11 protein-coding genes and 1 pseudogene are annotated in these 16,715 nt (G+C 69.8%); 4 read left to right on the top strand and 8 right to left on the bottom strand.

The window, feature by feature from the left end; translation table 11 throughout:
• Positions 1 to 216 (top strand): annotated as a pseudogene (locus tag N5079_RS32120) (hypothetical protein); the annotation flags it as partial.
• Between the two features lie 991 nt (positions 217 to 1,207).
• Positions 1,208 to 1,897 carry a polysaccharide deacetylase family protein gene (locus N5079_RS32115; protein WP_261587947.1) on the top strand — a complete coding sequence of 230 codons (690 nt, stop codon included), beginning with the start codon at positions 1,208 to 1,210 and terminating at the stop codon, positions 1,895 to 1,897.
• Here N5079_RS32115 and N5079_RS32110 read toward each other — a convergent pair.
• From N5079_RS32110 to N5079_RS32085, 6 genes are all read right to left on the bottom strand, one after another.
• Positions 1,876 to 2,979, bottom strand: a complete 1,104-nt coding sequence (locus N5079_RS32110; RefSeq protein WP_261587946.1) for an acyltransferase family protein — start codon at positions 2,977 to 2,979, stop codon at positions 1,876 to 1,878. The two genes, N5079_RS32115 and N5079_RS32110, sit on opposite strands and share 22 nt — an antisense overlap.
• 69 nt (positions 2,980 to 3,048) lie before the next feature.
• Complete coding sequence (locus N5079_RS32105; RefSeq protein WP_261587945.1) at positions 3,049 to 3,705, bottom strand: NUDIX hydrolase; 657 nt, start codon at positions 3,703 to 3,705, stop codon at positions 3,049 to 3,051.
• 55 nt (positions 3,706 to 3,760) lie between these two features.
• Positions 3,761 to 5,617 carry a DUF4434 domain-containing protein gene (locus N5079_RS32100; protein ID WP_261587944.1) on the bottom strand — a complete coding sequence of 619 codons (1,857 nt, stop codon included), beginning with the start codon at positions 5,615 to 5,617 and terminating at the stop codon, positions 3,761 to 3,763.
• Positions 5,618 to 5,702: 85 nt separating this feature from the next.
• Positions 5,703 to 6,791: a glycosyltransferase gene (locus tag N5079_RS32095; RefSeq protein ID WP_261587943.1), complete on the bottom strand. Its 1,089-nt coding sequence runs from the start codon at positions 6,789 to 6,791 to the stop codon at positions 5,703 to 5,705.
• 13 nt (positions 6,792 to 6,804) lie between these two features.
• Positions 6,805 to 8,067 (bottom strand): nucleotide sugar dehydrogenase, encoded by a 1,263-nt coding sequence (locus tag N5079_RS32090; protein WP_261587942.1) that lies wholly within the window; start codon positions 8,065 to 8,067, stop codon positions 6,805 to 6,807.
• Between the two features lie 113 nt (positions 8,068 to 8,180).
• Positions 8,181 to 9,845 (bottom strand): glycosyltransferase family 4 protein, encoded by a 1,665-nt coding sequence (locus tag N5079_RS32085; RefSeq protein WP_261587940.1) that lies wholly within the window; start codon positions 9,843 to 9,845, stop codon positions 8,181 to 8,183.
• A gap of 67 nt (positions 9,846 to 9,912) precedes the next feature.
• On the opposite strand from N5079_RS32085, the gene wecB reads away from it, so the two are divergent.
• Positions 9,913 to 11,040, top strand: a complete 1,128-nt coding sequence (wecB, locus tag N5079_RS32080) for a non-hydrolyzing UDP-N-acetylglucosamine 2-epimerase (RefSeq protein ID WP_261587939.1) — start codon at positions 9,913 to 9,915, stop codon at positions 11,038 to 11,040.
• Positions 11,041 to 11,128: 88 nt separating this feature from the next.
• Positions 11,129 to 13,195, top strand: a complete 2,067-nt coding sequence (locus N5079_RS32075) for a glycosyltransferase (RefSeq protein WP_261587938.1) — start codon at positions 11,129 to 11,131, stop codon at positions 13,193 to 13,195.
• Positions 13,196 to 13,460: 265 nt separating this feature from the next.
• Here the strand turns inward: N5079_RS32075 and N5079_RS32070 are convergent, their stop codons facing one another.
• The gene (locus N5079_RS32070) at positions 13,461 to 14,930 is read right to left on the bottom strand and encodes a flotillin family protein (protein ID WP_261587937.1); all 1,470 of its coding nucleotides are present in this window, start codon (positions 14,928 to 14,930) and stop codon (positions 13,461 to 13,463) included.
• Between the two features lie 314 nt (positions 14,931 to 15,244).
• A complete protein-coding gene (locus N5079_RS32065; RefSeq protein WP_261587936.1) occupies positions 15,245 to 16,714 on the bottom strand; it encodes a flotillin family protein in 1,470 nt (489 codons plus the stop codon).
• Between the last annotated feature and the right edge of the window lies 1 nt (position 16,715).

Below are 16,715 nucleotides of genomic sequence, written 5' to 3'. Positions count from 1 at the left end.
GCACGGTCGGAGGGGACGCCGGCGGAGGGGCCGGGAGCATCTGAGGCGGAGCGACCGGAGGGGCTCGCGGCGGTGCCAGTAGAGGTGCCAGCGGAGCTACCGGCGGCGGGCGAGGAGGACCCGCGGACGAACTTCCGGTATGCCCCCCAGCCGCCCGGCGCTTGCTGCCAGACGTCGCAGGACGGGTCGTCGGCGGACCGCCGCGGCGGCACATAGTCAGGATCCAGCACAGTCCCTTTAAGGATCTCGGGCAACCCGCGCCTGGAAGCACCCCTCCCACGAAGGGAACCCAACACATCGAACAGGGACTCAACCATCGAAACACACCTCCCCCGGGCTCCAGCGGACCTCAAGAACTGCCCTCACGCTATCCAGCACCTATGACAAAACCTAAGCTTGATCCACTACAAAATCGCAGGTCAGGGCTTCGCGGGAAAGATCTACCTAGCGCCGCAGAAGGAGATCTTCGTTAGGCCGCGACGCCGCCTGAGCGCGAGAAGTCGACCACGCTCCCACACCAGGCCGCTTTCGGAGGACGGGGAATGCGATAACCGCACCCGGGCCGCCGGACGGCCAGGTCTGCGCTCACTGGAGCTGCTAGGGAAGCTGGACGCCCGTGCGCAGCACGTGGCCCGCAGACTCGGGGCGCCCACGACACCACCACACGGCGTGCTGGGACGCCCGTTGATAAGCGCGTGAACCACGGATCCGGACCGTCGGACAGCTCGGCTGCGCGGGCGCTGGAACCGCCATGGACGCTGGGACCACTGGGGGTGAGCGCGTGGCCGCTGTTCCGTACTGCCTGACAGCACCGCACGAAATTAGCCATAAAGGGATGAAGTAGACAGTTCCGCTCGGCTGGGTCGTTGGGATACCGAGCGCAGGGATTGGCTTGCATGAAGCTCATGTGGAAACTCGCCGTACCTCTTGGCCTTCACTAAGATTCGGCGGCATGTGGCGGAAAGTCAGGATTGTGGTGGCCGGTGTCTGCACGGCCGGGCTCTTTGTCGTCCCGGCGGCACAGTCAGTGGCGGCGCAGTCGATGACAGTCCAGTCGATGGCGGCACGGTCCATATCGGCACAATCCGTGGCGGCACAGTCGGTGGCAGCACGGGCGGTGGCAGCACGGGCGGTGGCAGCACGGGCGGTGGCAGCACGGGCGGTGGCAGCACGGGCGGTGGCAGCACGGGCGGTGGCAGCACGGGCGGTGGCAGCACGGGCGGTGACGGCGAGTGGCGGGAGTTCCGGCGCCGGGGCCAAGCCGACGGCCACGAAGAAGGCCTACTGCGCCCGTTACAAGTGCATCGCCCTCACCTTTGACGACGGCCCGTGGCCGTACACGCCCGAGTTGCTGGACACGCTCAAGAAGCACAAGGCCAAGGCGACCTTCTTCCTGCTCGGCCGGAAGGTCGCGGTCCGGCCGGAGCTGACACAGCGGATCGTCGACGAGGGCCACGACATCGGCAACCACACCTGGGACCACGCGGACCTCACCACGCTGTCCGACCAGGAGGTGCTCAACGAGGTCACGAGCACCTCGGACATCATCTCCCAGACCGTGGGCAAGGCGCCGACGATGATGCGGCCGCCGAACGGCGCGACCAACGACCGGATCGGCCAGCTCATGGCAGAGCTCGGCCTGTCGCAGATCCTCTGGACCGGATCCACCCTCGACTGGCAGGCTCGCGACGTCGACGTCATCAGGAAGCGGACGCTCGCGTTGGCCAAGCGCAACGGCGTCATCCTGCTGCACGACATCGTCCCGGAGACGGTCAAGGCCATACCGGCCGTGCTGACGAAGCTGGAGAAGGAGGACTACCACTTCGTCACGATCACGACGCTGCTGCAGGGCCGCGAACTGCGCGGCGGTGAGATCTACCCGCCCCGGGGGAAGTAGCCGCCGTCCGCGCGGAGCGAGCGGTCCAGCGCGGCCCGCAGCCGAGGTTGCATGGGAGTCTCCACGAACCGGTGCACCGCGTAGGCGACGCCGAGGGCGATCAGCACGATCACCGGGAGTGCCAGCCAGTTGCCCAGGGGGCCCCGCAGCCAGCCGATGAGCAGGAACCCGACGTGGTGGTGGAACAGGTACAGCGGGTACGTCAGCGCCCCGACCGTGGTCAGCCATCGCCAGTCGACCCAGTCGAGCGTGCCGAGCGCCACCAGGATCATGACGAGGAAGATGAGGGAGACGACCCCGACCACGAGGGCCGACCCGAGCGCGTCGCCGAACCGCTGCACGGCGGTGGGGTTGTCCTTCAGCGCCTGAATGACGCCCAGCACCCAGCCGACGCCCACGAACAGCCAGGGGAAGACCGACCCCCCGAATCGGTGGATCAGGAACAGGGCCATACCCGCGATGAAGTACGGCGCGCTGAACGGGATGACCACCGCCTGGATCAGGTCCGCGTTGACCCGCTCGGCGATGACCAGGAGGAACAGCCAGCCACCGAGGAACGCGAGGCAGCGGCGGTAGGTGATGCCGATCGCGGCGAAGCAGGTGATGACGACGTAGAAGACCAGCTCCGGCCAGAGCGTCCAGTAGACGATCTCCAGGTCGCGGATCCGCAGTCCGTGTTGCAGCATGGTCAGGTTGGCGAGCAACTCACTGAAGGTGGGCCGGTGGTCGGTGATGAGGCCGCCGACCGCGAGCGCGCCCAGGGTGATCACACTGGCCCAGTACGCCGGATAGAGCCGCGCGATCCGCGAGGAGGCGAACTCGCCCGGGCCGCGCCCCCACGCGCTCATCAGGATCACGAACCCGCTGATGATGAAGAACAGCCGCACGCCGTACACGCCGAACATGGTGACCGCGCTCAGCGCGGGAAAGGCGTGCGTGCTGCCCCAGGCCCGCGTCTCTCCGTAATGGAAGAGCACCACCGCGAGCGCCGCGCAGAACCGGAGCAGGTCGAGAACTCGCAGCCGTCGCGAGTCAGGCACCTTGACCGGCGGTTCGGAAACGCGGGGGGCCGAATCCAACATGAGCAGGAATATATCGGCATAGATCACGCTCGGGAGCGTGCATGACAAGGTGGAAGAGGAGCCCGCGGCTCAGACGCGGAGCATCGGGGGATGCAGCAGTACGGCGGGGCCACGACGGTGCAGCATGGCGGGGCGGCCGCCGTCCCTCGTGGTCGTCCGTCCTGTGGGCATCAGGAAGCCCTCGGTCTTGGTGACCTTGCGGTGGAAGTTCCGGGGGTCGAGCGGGCGGCCCCAGACGATCTCGTAGACGCGGCGCAGCTCGGCCACGGTGAACTCCGGCGGGCAGAAGGCCGCGCCGAGCGACGTGTACTCCAGCTTGGCCCGGGCCCGTTCAACGCCGTCGAGCATGATCCGCCGGTGGTCGAAGGCCATGTCCGTGAGGGAGGCGACCGGCTGCCAGCTCATGTGCGCCTCGGTGGACGCGGGCAGGTCGGGGGCCAGCCCCAGATAGGCCACGCTGACCACCCGCTGGCGGGGGTCCCGGTCGGGATACCCGTACGTCTGGAGCTGCTCCAGGTGCACGGGAGCGCCGGGGAGGCCGGCGCGCTCTGCCAGGACACGGGCCGCCGCGGCGGGCAGGTCCTCCTCAAGCTGGATGAAGCCGCCGGACAGCGCCCACCGCCCCTCGTAGGGCGGCCTGTCACGCCGCCAGACCAGCGCGCTCAGCGCCTGGGCCCTGACGGTGAGCACGACCAGATCCACGCTGACCGGAATTCGCGGGATCATGATTGGCACGCTACCGGAAGGCGGGCCGGTGCTCGGCCTTTCGGGGTGGGGCGGGTCACCCGACGTTGTGGAAGTACACAGGCTCCGCGGCCTTGCGGCCATCGGAGGAGGTGACCTCGACCCGCACCCAGACGTCCTTGGGCACGCTCGCCCAGTCGACCGGGATCCAGATCTTCTCGGTGCCGGAGGGCAGGCCCTCGATGGGCGCGGGGTCGTGCCAGCCGACCGTCGCGGAGTCGACCACCCGGGGCGTCTCGACGCCGTTCCAGCTCAGCGTGACCTTGGCGTCGCCCAGGTGGTAGCCGCGGATCTCCAGGCCGTCCTGGATCTGCCGCTTCTGCCGGACGGCCTCGATGGCGATGGGACGGTCCCAGTCCGCGGCGATCTCCTCCGACAGCGACGGCGAGCCGCAGGTGAAGAAGTCGCTCCACATGTAGGAGATGATCTTCGAGACGTACGGCCCGGCCAGGGTCACCTGGGTGTCCAGGCGGGGCTTGTCGGTCCGGCCACGGGTGCCCTGCCGGCCACAGGGCTCGGAGCCGGACGGCTCGAAGCCCTCCAGGTTGGCCCAGAGCTGGACGTTGATCCCCTCCTGGGCCAGCTCCTGGCGGGCCTGGGACATCAACCGGTAGTAGTCGCGGGTCCCGCCGTAGTAGGCCGTGGCGTACGTACTCTCGCCCACGACGGGCTTGAGCCGGTCGTCGACGGCCTGGTTCTTCCAGTTGGGCCAGAAGAGGCCGACCTTGCCGGTGCCCCGGCCGTCCTGGGGCGCGATGATCCCGACGCCGGTCTTGGCCAGGGCCTTGAAGCCCTTGGCGACCTGCGCAGGTGTGGAGGTGTACCCGACCCGGCGGCGGGCGTCGATGTACGGGCTGACGAGGATGGGCTTGCCCGGCAGCTCCTGCTCGACGATGAGGTGCTGCTCCTCGTACACCTGGAGGGTCTGGACCTTGGCCGGGTCGGGCCAGTCGCGGATCTGCAGCTCGAAGGGCTGGTAGACCCCGCCCAGCGACTCCCGCCCCTTGAAGCGGTCGCCGTAGTCCTGCAGGATCCGCCGGGTCAGCGTGGTCAGTGTGCCGACGTGCCGCGGGTCGGCCCGGGTCGTCTCGGCGGGGTCGCGCGGCGCGAGGGGCAGCGCGGGGAAGACCTTGATGCCGAACCGGTCACCGAGGCCGAGCAGCTCGCTGAGGCTGTCCTGCGTCCCGGCCGAGACCAGGATCAGGTGATAGCCGCGGCCCTTGGAGGAGAAGTCGCACGTCGGGTCGTCGGAGCCGTCCTCGGGGGCGATCAGACGGTAGAACACCGAGGTCCCAATGACGATCTTGTGCTCCATCGTGGGGCAGCGGAAGACGCCCGGGCCGTACTGTTCGTCGGTCCGGTAGACGTACGTCCAGGTGATCCGGTTGCCCGGGTTGGCGGCCTTGAGGTCCTTGTCGGCCGCCTGCACGCACGTGAGCCCGTTCTCCACGCAGACGGCGTAGCGGCCGTCGGGCTTGAGCTCCTTCTGCGGGTCCTTGTCGTCCTGCTTCTCCAGGATCCGGCCGTCGGCGTCCACCTGCCGGGGGGACAGGCCGAAGCCGAGCCGCACGACCGTGTCGCCGCCGACCCGGTGGATGGCCTGGAGCTGGCGGCGCCAGGTGCACGGGTCCGAGGTCGGGATGACGAAGTAGCCGCCCACCGGGTACGGCGTGGCCGCCGCCGTTTCGAACGTTCCGCACGGATCGGTGAACGCGCTCGCTGAGGGCTTCAGGGAGGGCTTCCCGGAGGACTTCACTGAGTTCGAGGGTGTCGCCGGGGAGGTGAGTCCCGCGTTGACCGTGTGGGAGTCGGGCTTCCCGTCCCGCAGAACGATCACGACGGACGCGACACCCGCGAGGATGGCCACGCCCAGGATCAAGGTGAGCCAGCGCACGTTCAGGACACTACCGCCCGTCGTGGAGGGACAATCCGGATCGGTTCAGGGAGTCGGTGCTCGCTTCGGGGGTCGGTGCAGAGCGTCAGTGCTTGACGCCCGCCCAGGCCTCGAGCTGTGTCACGAACCGGCGGGCGGAGTTGGGCCAGTGGTGGTTCGCCCGCGCGGCGGCGTACCCCCGGGCGCCCGTGGCTCGCCGCTCCGCGCTGTTGTCCCTCAGGTCGAGGACCGCCCTCGCCACGGCCTCGGCGTCCTGCCAGGGGACCACCACTCCGCACTGGTAACGCTCCACGAGCTCGACGGCCCGCGGTGACGGGGTCGTGATCACCGGGATGCCGTGGGCCATGTACTCGACGATCTTGGTCGGCATGGAGTGGCGGTAGTTGGGCTCGTCGTGGAGAAGGGACAGCCCCGCGAGCGCCCCGTCGAGCCGCTTGAGCGCCTCGTCGTTCGGCATGAAGTCACGCCACTCCAGGACGCCCTGCTCGACCGCGTCGTTGAGGATGGGGCGGGTCTGCGGGTCGGCGTACCCGATCAGCTCGACGGCCACCCGGTGGGGCTGGAGCAGCCGGGCCACCTCGATGGCCTCCTGGACTCCTCTGGCCTCCGACAGCCAGCCGAGGTAGACCACGCGGTCGTCGCCGGGCGGGCTGACGCTGTCGGGCACCCACGTCTCGTTCGGCACGACCAGGTGGGCCTGCTTGAAGCGCCCGGCGTAGGCCGTCTCGGCGAGCAGCAGGTGCAGGTGGCGCTCCGCCGTGCCCTCCAGGAGCCGCGCGAGGAACCGCATCGGCGGCCGGAGGAACGAGGGCAGCCACGGCTTGAGCGAGAGCGTCGCCGGGGTGTCCTCGTGGACGTCCCACACGACGGGCGGGCGCTTGCGCACCCCGGCCACCGCGAGCAGCAGCTCGGGGTCGTGGATGAGCGCCAGGTCCACCTTGCCGCGCATGCTCTTGAAGAGCCGGCGCGCGGCCCGGACGGCGGCGAACCGGCGCCGCTCGGCCGCTCTCGGCAGGTCCACCCCGGTCACCCAGGAGCGCGGGACGACCCCGCGCGCGGTGTACGGCGCGGCGTACGTGACCTCATGTCCGGCGTCGACGAGCGCGCGGATCTGCCGGTGCAGGATCCGGGCGTCCTCGGGGTGATGCACCACCGTCATGACGAGCACGTGCACGCGCGGGCCCTTCCTACAGCCGCTCGACGCGATCGCTCGGGGAGAGAACGCCCCGAGTGTCCAGCACGAGCCGCGCCCGGTCCTCCACCACGTCGAGATCGAATGCCGAGTGCTGCTGGAGCAGCACGGTCACGTCGGCGTCCGCGACGGCCGTGGCGAGATCCTCCTCGCGGGGGACCGCCGTGCCCTCGACCGACCATTCCTTCACGTAGGGGTCGCAGAAGACCAGCTCCGCGCCGAGCTCCAGGAGCGCCTCGGCGACCGGGATCGCGGGCGTCTCGCGCTCGTCGGCGATGTCCGGCTTGTAGGTCACGCCGAGCAGCAGCACGCGGGAGCCGTTCACCGGCTTGCGGGCCCGGTTGAGCAGCCGCTGCACGCGGGCGACCACGTAGGACGGCATCCGCTCGTTGATCTCCTGGGCCAGCTCGACGAACCGGAACGGGTAGCCGAGCTTGCGGACCGTGTACGACAGGTACGACGGGTCGACCGGGATGCAGTGACCGCCCACTCCCGGGCCGGGGAGGAACTTCTGGAAGCCGAACGGCTTGGTGGAGGCCGCCTCGATGGCCTCCCACAGGTTCACGCCCAGCTCGTCGCAGAAGATCGCCATCTCGTTGACGAGCGCGATGTTGACGTGGCGGTAGGTGTTCTCCAGCAGCTTGGCCATCTCGGCCTCACGGGTGCCGCTCACGGGCACGACCCGCTCGACGAACTGTGAGTAGAAGGCAGACGCCCGCTCCTTGCACGCCGTCGTGTAGCCGCCGACGACCTTGGGAGTGTTGCTCAGGCCGAATTTCGAGTTGCCGGGGTCGATCCGCTCCGGCGAGAACGCCAGGTGGAAGTCGGTTCCCGCGACCAGCCCGGACTTCTCCAGGATGGGCCGCGCGACCTCGTCGGTGGTGCCGGGCCACGTGGTGGACTCCAGCACGACGAGCGTGCCCGCCTGGAGGTGCTCGGCGACGGTCCTGGTCGCGCCCTCGACGGCGGACAGGTCCGGCCGGTGGTCGTCGTCCAGCGGCGTCGGCACGCAGATGACGATGGTGCCCGAGCGGGCGAGGACGGAGGCGTCGAGCGTGGCGGTGAAGCCGCCCGCGAGCATCGCGTCGAGATCCGCGTCGGTCAGGTCGTCGATGTAGGACCGGCCGGCGTTGAGCGCGTCGACCTTGCGGGGGTCCACGTCCAGGCCGGCCACCCGCAGGCCGGCCGCCGTGGCCTCCTTGGCCAGCGGCATGCCCACGTATCCCAGCCCGATGATCGTGAGATCGAAGGCTGTCACGATTGCACCTGGCGGGAAACGTCGGGGCGGAAACAACACTTCATGGTGGCAAAGGCTATCTCAAGTCGGCACCAAGGATGCCTGATGTGCCACATCCGTCGTTCTGGTGTTTATCAGGCATCGGTCAGCGATTGGTAAATCGCTCGATAGGTCCGGGCCAGGCTGCTCCACGTCCGGTGGGCCGCGACCTCGGCCTTCCCGGCCTCGCCCATGGTCCGCCGCCGCTCGGGGTCGTCGCGCAGCGCCGCCAGGGCCTTGGCGAGCGCGGACGGGTCGCCCGGCGGCACCAGCAACCCGGCTCCCTCCGCCCCCACCAGCTCCGACAGCGCGGGCAGGTCGCTGAGCACGACCGGCTTGCCGAGCGCCATCGCCTCGACCGGCTTGAGCGGCGTGACGAGGCGGCAGACCCGCAGGTCCTCGCGCGGGCAGACGAAGATGTCGATCGCCGCCTGGGCCTGGAGGGCCTCCTCCGGCCCGACCCTTCCGGGGAGGATCGCGACGTCCTTCAGGCCGAGCCGTTCGACCTGGGCGAGCAGCGCGGGCCGCTCGGCCCCGTCGCCCACGAGGAGCACCTTGACCGGCGTCCCGCCGTCCCTCAGCAGCGCGGCGGCGCTCAGCAGCGTCGCGAAGCCCTCGTAGCCGACGATGCTCGACACCGACCCGACGACGATCTCGCCCCTGGCGATGCCGTACATCTCGCGGAAGGAGGCGCCGTCGTAGTCGGCGGTGAGCAGCGAGTCGTCCACCGCGTTGGGCGCGAGGAAGATCCGCTCCCGGGGGACGCCGCGCTCGACGATCTCGGCCGCCATCGTCTCGGCCAGCGTGACGACGGCGTCGGCCTCGCGCATGATGTGCGCCTCGCGCTCGCGCTGCATGAGGTGGCGCTCGCTGCCGATCCGCTTGGGGTCACGGGAGGTCCAGGTCTCCTCCAGGAAGCCGCGCACCTCGTACACGAACGGCGTGTTCGTCCGCTCCCGCACGGCGAGCGCGACGGAGCCGTTGCGGTGGTCGGTGGCGGCGTGCAGGACCTGCGGCCGCAGCGTGCGCACCAGCTCGGACACGTCCGTCGCGCCGCGGATCATCCGGCCGCGGCTCTCGAACGGCACGTCGCCCTTCGGCAGCAGCCGGTAGTAGGGCACGCCGTCGATCTCCTCGTACGGCTCGGCCTCGGTGTGGCCCTGGAGCATCGGCCAGCCCCAGCTCGTCACGACGTGGGGGTCGAGCCCCGCCCTGAGCTGGGCGGTGACAATGCGGTGCGTCCGGACGGTGTAGCCCGCCTGCGTGTACGGCAGGGCGTTGGTGACCATGTGGAGCACCCGGCCGGGCACCCGCTCGCCCATGATGACCTTGGGCTTCGGCGGGATCGGGTCGGGCCCGATGGCGGCCATCTCGCCCTCGTAGTAGGCGATCCTGCGGCGGATGAACGGCCACCTGGCGTGCGGGCGCAGCACCTTGACGGCCTGCGTCATCCGCCCGGCCTCGAAGTGGACCTTGGCCGACTCCAGCGGCCCGTCGGCCATACGCCGGACGATCTTGCGAGCGGTCACCCTCACGTAGCGGGCGGCCGGCCAGGCGACGCGGCCCACGACGGGGCGCATCCGGGCCGGCATCGCGTCGGCGGCGGCCTGCGCGACGCGCACGGGATCGGATTTCACCTTGCTCACGAAGATCCGGGAGACGACGACGGGATTCTTCACGAACCCGCGGAGAAACCCCCGGAAGCCGGCCTTCGCCGACTTGGGCGACACCTGTGAGGGCTTGTTGGCCTCGGATTCCACGGCGTGACCGTACCATAGGCAACGTTTGCCCCCAGTGTGTTGAACGTCCAGATGAAAGGCGAGGTCAATGAGGGACAACCCCCTCGTCCTGCACGTGCTGGGCGCCCGGCCCAACTTCGTCAAGGCCGCCCCCGTGGTGAGCGGGCTGGCCGAGCTCGGGGTCCGTCAGGGCATCATCCACACCGGCCAGCACTACGACGCGCTGATGTCGGACGTCTTCTTCGCCGACCTCGGCCTGCCCGAGCCGATCGCCAACCTGGGCGTCGGGTCCGGCTCACACGCCCGGCAGACGGCGGCCCTGCTGACCGGCCTCGAAGAGGTCGTGCTGGAGCACAACCCCTCACTGGTGGTCGTCTACGGGGACGTGAACTCCACGCTCGCGGCGATCCTCGTCTGCGCCAAGCTCCACGTGCCGACGGCGCACGTCGAGGCGGGCCTGCGCTCGTTCGACCGGGAGATGCCCGAGGAGGTCAACCGGGTCGTCACCGACGCCCTCTCCGACCTGCTGTTCGCCACCTCGCCCGAGGCCCTGTCCCATCTCTCGAACGAGGGCGTGGACCCCGCGAAGGTCCACCTGGTCGGCAACCCCATGATCGACAGCCTCTTCTCCGCGCTGCCGAAGCTCGACCCCGCCCCGGTCCAGGAGCGCCTCGGCGTGTCCGGCCGTTACGCCGTCGCCACGCTCCACCGGCCGGCCAACGTGGACGACCCGGAGTCGGCGCGCGAGCTCGTGAACGCGGTGCTCGGGGTCGCCGAGCAGGTGCCGATCATCGTGCCGCTGCACCCGCGCGGGCGTGGGCGGCTGGCCGAGGCCGGGCTGGTGGACGGGCCCGGGCTGCGCATCGTCGACCCGCTGGGATACGTCGACTTCCTGTCCCTGGTCCGCGGCGCGGCGCTGGTCGTGACGGACTCGGGCGGCGTGCAGGAGGAGACCACCATGCTGGGCGTCCCGTGCCTGACGGTCCGCCCCAACACCGAGCGGCCCATCACGGTCACTCACGGCACGAACCGGCTGGTCACCCCCGCCTCGCTGCCGGCGGCGGCGTCCAAGGCGCTGGCGGACGGCGCGGCGACGCCGAGCGGCGAACTGCCGCCGCTGTGGGACGGCGCGGCCGGGCCCAGGATCGCCCGGGTGATCGCGGCCTGGCTGAGGGGCGACAACCTCTCCCCGGCCGCCCGCGGCAAGGTCTCGTAGCGTTCTGGTCGCTTGATCAAGCCGTACAAAACGGCACAAAGGTGGCGGCGACAGCCGTACGATGACTCTTCTCTGACGAGGGGGAAGCATGGCTGGCACCGACGAGACTCCTGAAGAGCCCCGCTTTCAGCGCCTGGGGCCGGTGAACTGGCTGCCGGAGGAGCGCAAGATCGTCGAGCGCTACGAGCAGCGGATCCGCGAGCTGGAGAAGAAGCTCGCCACCCAGGAGGCCCGGGCGGACTACGCCATCTGGAAGCTCAAGGCGACCCAGACCCAGCGCCCCTACCGCGTCGCCCAGGCGCTCACCGGCGCCGCGAAGCCCACCCGGTTCGTACGGCTCCCGCGAGACCTCAGCAAGGCGATGAAGGAGCGCAAGAGCCCCAAGGCGCCCATGTCGGTGGTCGAGGCCGCCGAGCTGGCGGAGGCCAGGGGTCCCGAGGTGAAGATCCCCTCGTTGCAGTGGCCGGACGGCCCGGTGGTGCGGCCGGATCTCCGGGTGGCCGTGATCCTGGACGACTTCTCCCGGATGGCGTTCCGGTACGAATGGGACCAGATCGAGTTCGGGCTGACGGACTGGCGTGAGGTGTTCGCGGAGAGGCGCCCGGAGGTGCTGTTCTGCGAGTCGGCGTGGCACGGGAACCAGGGCCGCTGGCGCTACCAGATGACCGGGACGAACGCCCCCAAGCAGGAGCTGCGCGACCTGGTGGCCTGGTGCCGCTCCGAGGGCATCCCGACGGTCTTCTGGAACAAGGAGGACCCGCCCAACTTCGACTTCTTCATCGACACGGCCAAGCTGTTCGACTACGTGTACACGTGCGACGGCGACATGGTGCCGAAATATCGCGAAATTCTGGGACACGACCGGGTCGGTGTGCTGCAGTTCGCGGCCCAGCCCCGGATCCACAACCCGATCCAGACCAAGCAGGGCCGGCCGTACGACATCGTCTTCGCCGGGATGTACTTCCGCGACAAGCACCCCGAGCGGCGCGAGCAGATGGAGACCGTCCTCGCGCCCACGCGGGAGCTCGGCCTGCACATCTTCGCCCGCAACGGCTCGGTGGACGACAAGTACGCCTGGCCCGAGGAATACCGCCCGCACATCGTGGGCGAGTTGCCGTACGAGCAGATGCTGGCGGCGTACAAGATGTACAAGGTCTTCCTGAACGTGAACTCGGTGATCGACTCGCCGACGATGTGCGCGCGCCGCGTGTTCGAGCTGTCGGCCTGCTCGACGACCGTGCTCTCCGGCTGGTCGCGGGCCATCGAGGAGACCTTCGGGCCGCTGATCCCGGTCGCCCACTCGCAGGAAGAGGCCTACAACCGGGCGCTGTACTTCATCAACAGCCCCGAGCTACGGGCCCGCCAGGCGCACCTGGCCATGCGCGAGGTCTTCGACAAGCACCTCTTCGCCCACCGGGTGGACCAGATCCTCACCGACCTCGGGCGTCCGGTGGTCTCCCGTGAGCGGTCGGTGTCGGTCGTGCTGCCGACGAACCGGGCCGGCCAGCTCGAACACGCGATCAGCCAGGTCGCCCGGCAGCGCCACCGCAACCTGGAGCTCGTCCTCGTCCTGCACGGCCTCTCCGAGGACCCGGCGGTGATCCGGGACAAGGCACTGGCCGCGGGCGTGCCCGCCGTGAAGGTCCTCACGGCCGATCCGGCGTGGACGCTCGGCGAGGTGCTCAACCACGGCATCGCCCGCGCCGAGGGCGAGCTGATCGCCAAGATGGACGACGACAACATTTACGGCGAGCACTACCTGTCCGACCTGCTCCGCTCGTTCGACTACGCGGACGCCGACATGGTCGGCAAGGGGGCGCACTACACGTACTTCCCGGACCAGAACGTGACCGTCTTCCGGCTGCCGGGGCTGGAGCACCGGTACGCCCACCTCATCCAGGGAGCCACGATCGTGGCCAGGGCGGAGCTGCTGCGGTCCATGCCGTTCGAGCCGGTGAACGCGGGCGAGGACACCCGGCTCGTACGGCGCTGCAAGGAGGAGGGCGTCCGGATCTACTCGGCCGACCGGTTCAACTTCATCTACATGCGGGGCTCGGACGCCACGGCCCACACCTGGCAGGCTCCCGACTACAAGCTGACCCGTAACGCCCAGTTCAGCTTCGCCGGCAACCCCGAGCCCCACGTCCTCATCTGACCCCCCCTTATTTACCGCCGTGATCATGCACAGGTTCCCGCGTACGCGGAACACGCTGGGCGTTTGCCGTTCGTGATCTGGCAGGGATTCCTCCGAAGCGTCTCAAGCTGCGAACTCGCGACTTGTGATCATGCAGTCCTGAAAATGTCGGACTGCATGATCACGAAGGTCCAGGGCTGAGGTCAGTGGGCACGCGCGGGAACGTGCGCATGATCACGTGCGACGTTTGGGCAGGTCCGAGCAGGCCACGGGAACCCGAGCATGATCACGCCGGAGGGGGTGCCTGGGGTGCCGCAGATTCCGTGCCGTCCAGGCTGCCGTTCAGGCTGCCGTCCAGGCTGCCGTTCAGGCTGCCGTCCAGGCTGCCGTTCAGGCTGCCGTCCAGGCTGCCGTTCAGGCTGCCGTCCAGGCTGCCGTTCAGGCTGCTGTTGAGGCCGGCTGGGGTGCCGTTGGCCAGGAGGGAGCGGGCGACGCCGAGGCCGGTGCCGCCGAGCGCGATCACCTTGGCCAGGGTCTCCTCGATGCCCTGAGCGCCGTTGAGGATGACCATGTGGTCGACGTTCCCCAGGGCCTTCCCGCCCGCCTCGACGATCTCTGGCCACCGCTCGGCGAGCTGCTGGGCCACCACCGCCTCCTGGTTCTGGGAGAGTGCCTCCGCCCGCGCTTTGATCGATTCGGCGATGGCGAGGCCCTTCGCCCGGGCCGCCTCAGCCTCCGCGAGACCGCGCACCCTCGCAGCGTCCGCCTCGGCCTCGCCGCGCAGCCGGATGCCCTCCGCCTCGGCCTGGGCGCGCGACACCTGGGCCTTCCTGTCGGCTTCGGCCAGCGTCACCGTCTCGTACGCCCGCGCGTCCGCCGGCCTGCGGACCTGGCCTTCGAGCCGCTGCTCGGCGAGCCGCGCCTCAAGCTCGGCCGCCTTCGTCTCCTGGACGACGACCTCCTGGCGGGCGGTCGCCTCCGAGAGTGGCCCCGCCTGCCTCGCGACGGCCGACGCTCGGTCCACCTCCGCCTGATATCCGGCCTGCTGGATCCTGGCCTGCCGTACGGCCGCCGCCTTCTTGATCTCGGCTTCCTGCTCGGCCGCGGTGGCCTCCTGGTTGCTCCGCGCCTCGGCCATCCTGGCGGTGGCGGAGATGGCCGCGGCGTGGGGCCTGCCGAGGTTCATGATGTACCCGGTCGTGTCCTCGATCTCCTGGATCTGGAGCGAGTCCACGACCAGGCCCAGCTTGCCCATCTCGTCGGCCGATGACGAACGGGCCTCACTCGTCAGCGCTTCACGGTTGACGATCAGATCCTCGACGGTGAGATTGCCGATGATCGAGCGCAGATGGCCCGCGAAGAGCTGGTGGGTCTTGTCGTCGATCTTCTTCTGCTGGTCGAGGAACCGGCGGGCCGCATTGGCGATCGAGGCGTAGTCGTCGCCGACCTTGTAGATCACCACGCTGGTGATATGGACCGGGATGCCCTGCTTGGTCACGCAGGAGACCTGCAGCTCCGATACCCGGCTGTCGAGCGAGAGCCTGCGCGCGGTCTGGAATCCGGGCAGCACCAGGGCGCCCTTTCCAGTTACGATCTTGAAGCCGAGGCTGTCGGCGGTGTCGCGGTTCCGCCCCCGGGCGCCGAGGCCCGAGATGATGATCGCCTCGTTGGGCTCGGCCACCCGCCAGATCAGCTTGAACAAGACGATCGCAGCGATGAGGACTCCGGCGGCTACGGTCAACCAGAGCACGTCCATGGCACCTCCAGGAGGGCCTCATAGGGACAGGACACTCACTGCCGACCAGGCTTCCCGGCACACCGCTCATGAAGGTAACTCCGAATAGCACCACGAGCAAGAGCCGATCTGCCCGGAGATCCGTACGGGCTCCCGCCCCCCGTGGGCGGGAGCCGTACGCGAGAGCGGGAGCCGTACGCGATGCTCAGGAGACGGGCCGGGAGACGGGCCAGGAGGGCGCGGAGCCGACCGGCTTCGTCTCGGGGGCGTCGCGGGGGCGTCGCGGGGGCGTCGCGGGGGCGTCGCTGTGGCGTCGGGGGTTAGGAGGCTCGAGGTCAGGAGGCGGAGTCGACCGGCTTTGTGGCGGGGGGCGTCGCGGGGGGCACGGCGCCGTTCAGGCCTGCCGGGGTTCCGTTGGCCAGCAGGGAACGGGCCAGGCCGAGGCCGGTGCCGCCCAGTGTGAGCGCCTTCGCGAGCATCTCCTCGATGCCCTGGGCGCCGTTCAGCACGACCATGTGGTCCACGTTGCCGAAGGCCTTCGAGCCCGCCTCGACGATCTGCGGCCAGTTCTCGGCGAGCTGCTGCGCGATGACGGCCTCCTGGTTCTCGGCCAGCGCCTCGGACCGGGCGCGGATCGCCTCCGCCTCGGCGAGCCCCCTCGCCTTGGCGGCCTCCGCCTCGGCCAGACCCCGGGCGCGCGCGGACTCCGCCTCGGCCAGACCGGTCGACTGGGTGGCCGCCGCCGCGGCCTCACCGCGGAGCCGTACCGACTCGGCCTCGGCCGCGGCGGCCTGCTTGACCTGCGACGCCTGCGCGGCCGCCCGCAGCTCGGTCTCGCGGGCCTCCGCTTCGGCCTGGGCGATGCGGGCGTCGCGCTCGGCCTGGGAAAGGGTCACGGTCTCGTACGCCTTGGCGTCGGCCGGCTTGCGCACCTGGGACTGGAGCCGCTGCTCGGCGAGCTGGGCCTCCAGCTCGGCGGCCCTGGTCTCCTGGACGACGACCTCCTGGCGGGCGGTGGCGTCCGACAGCGGCCCGGCCTGCCTCGCCTTGGCCGCGGCCTGGTCCACCTCGGCCTGATATCCGGCCTGCTGGATCTGCGACTCCCGGATCGCGGCGGCCTTCTTGGCGGCGGCGACCTGCTCGGCCTCGGTCGCCTCCTGGTCGCGCTGTGCCTCGGCGATGCGCGCGGCGGCGGCGATCTTGGCGGCGTGCGGCTTGCCGAGGTTCGTGATGTAGCCGGTCTCGTCCTCGATCTCCTGGATCTGGAGCGAGTCGACGACCAGGCCGAGCTTGCTCATCTCGTCGGCGGCCGAGCCGCGCACCTCGCTCGTGAGCCGCTCGCGGTTCAGGATGAGGTCCTCGACCGTGAGGTTGCCGATGATCGAGCGCAGGTGGCCGGTGAACAGCTCGTGGATGGCGCCGTTCATGGAGTCCTGCTGGTCGAGGAACCGCCGGGCCGCGTTCGCGATGCTGGCGAAGTCGTCGCCCACCTTGTAGATCACGACACCGCGCACGTGGACCGGGATGCCCTGCTGGGTGACGCAGGAGACCTGCAGGTTGGTGGCCCGGCTGTCCAGCCGGAGCCGGCGGGCGGTCTGGAACCCGGGCAGCACGGCGGTGCCCTTACCTGTGACGATCTTAAAGCCGAGGCTGTCGGCCAGCTCGTTCCTCGACCGGGCGCCGAGGCCCGAGATGATGAGCGCCTCGTTGGGCTCGGCGACCCGCCATACGGCCTTGAACAGCATGGTGACGATGACCAGGGCGACGATTACCGCTCCGGCCAGGACAAGGAACTCCGTAGGCATG

It is taken from the genome of Planotetraspora sp. A-T 1434 (assembly GCF_025420585.1).
Taxonomy (GTDB): domain Bacteria; phylum Actinomycetota; class Actinomycetes; order Streptosporangiales; family Streptosporangiaceae; genus JAOEGB01.
This window is presented reverse-complemented; position numbering and strand designations above follow the sequence as displayed.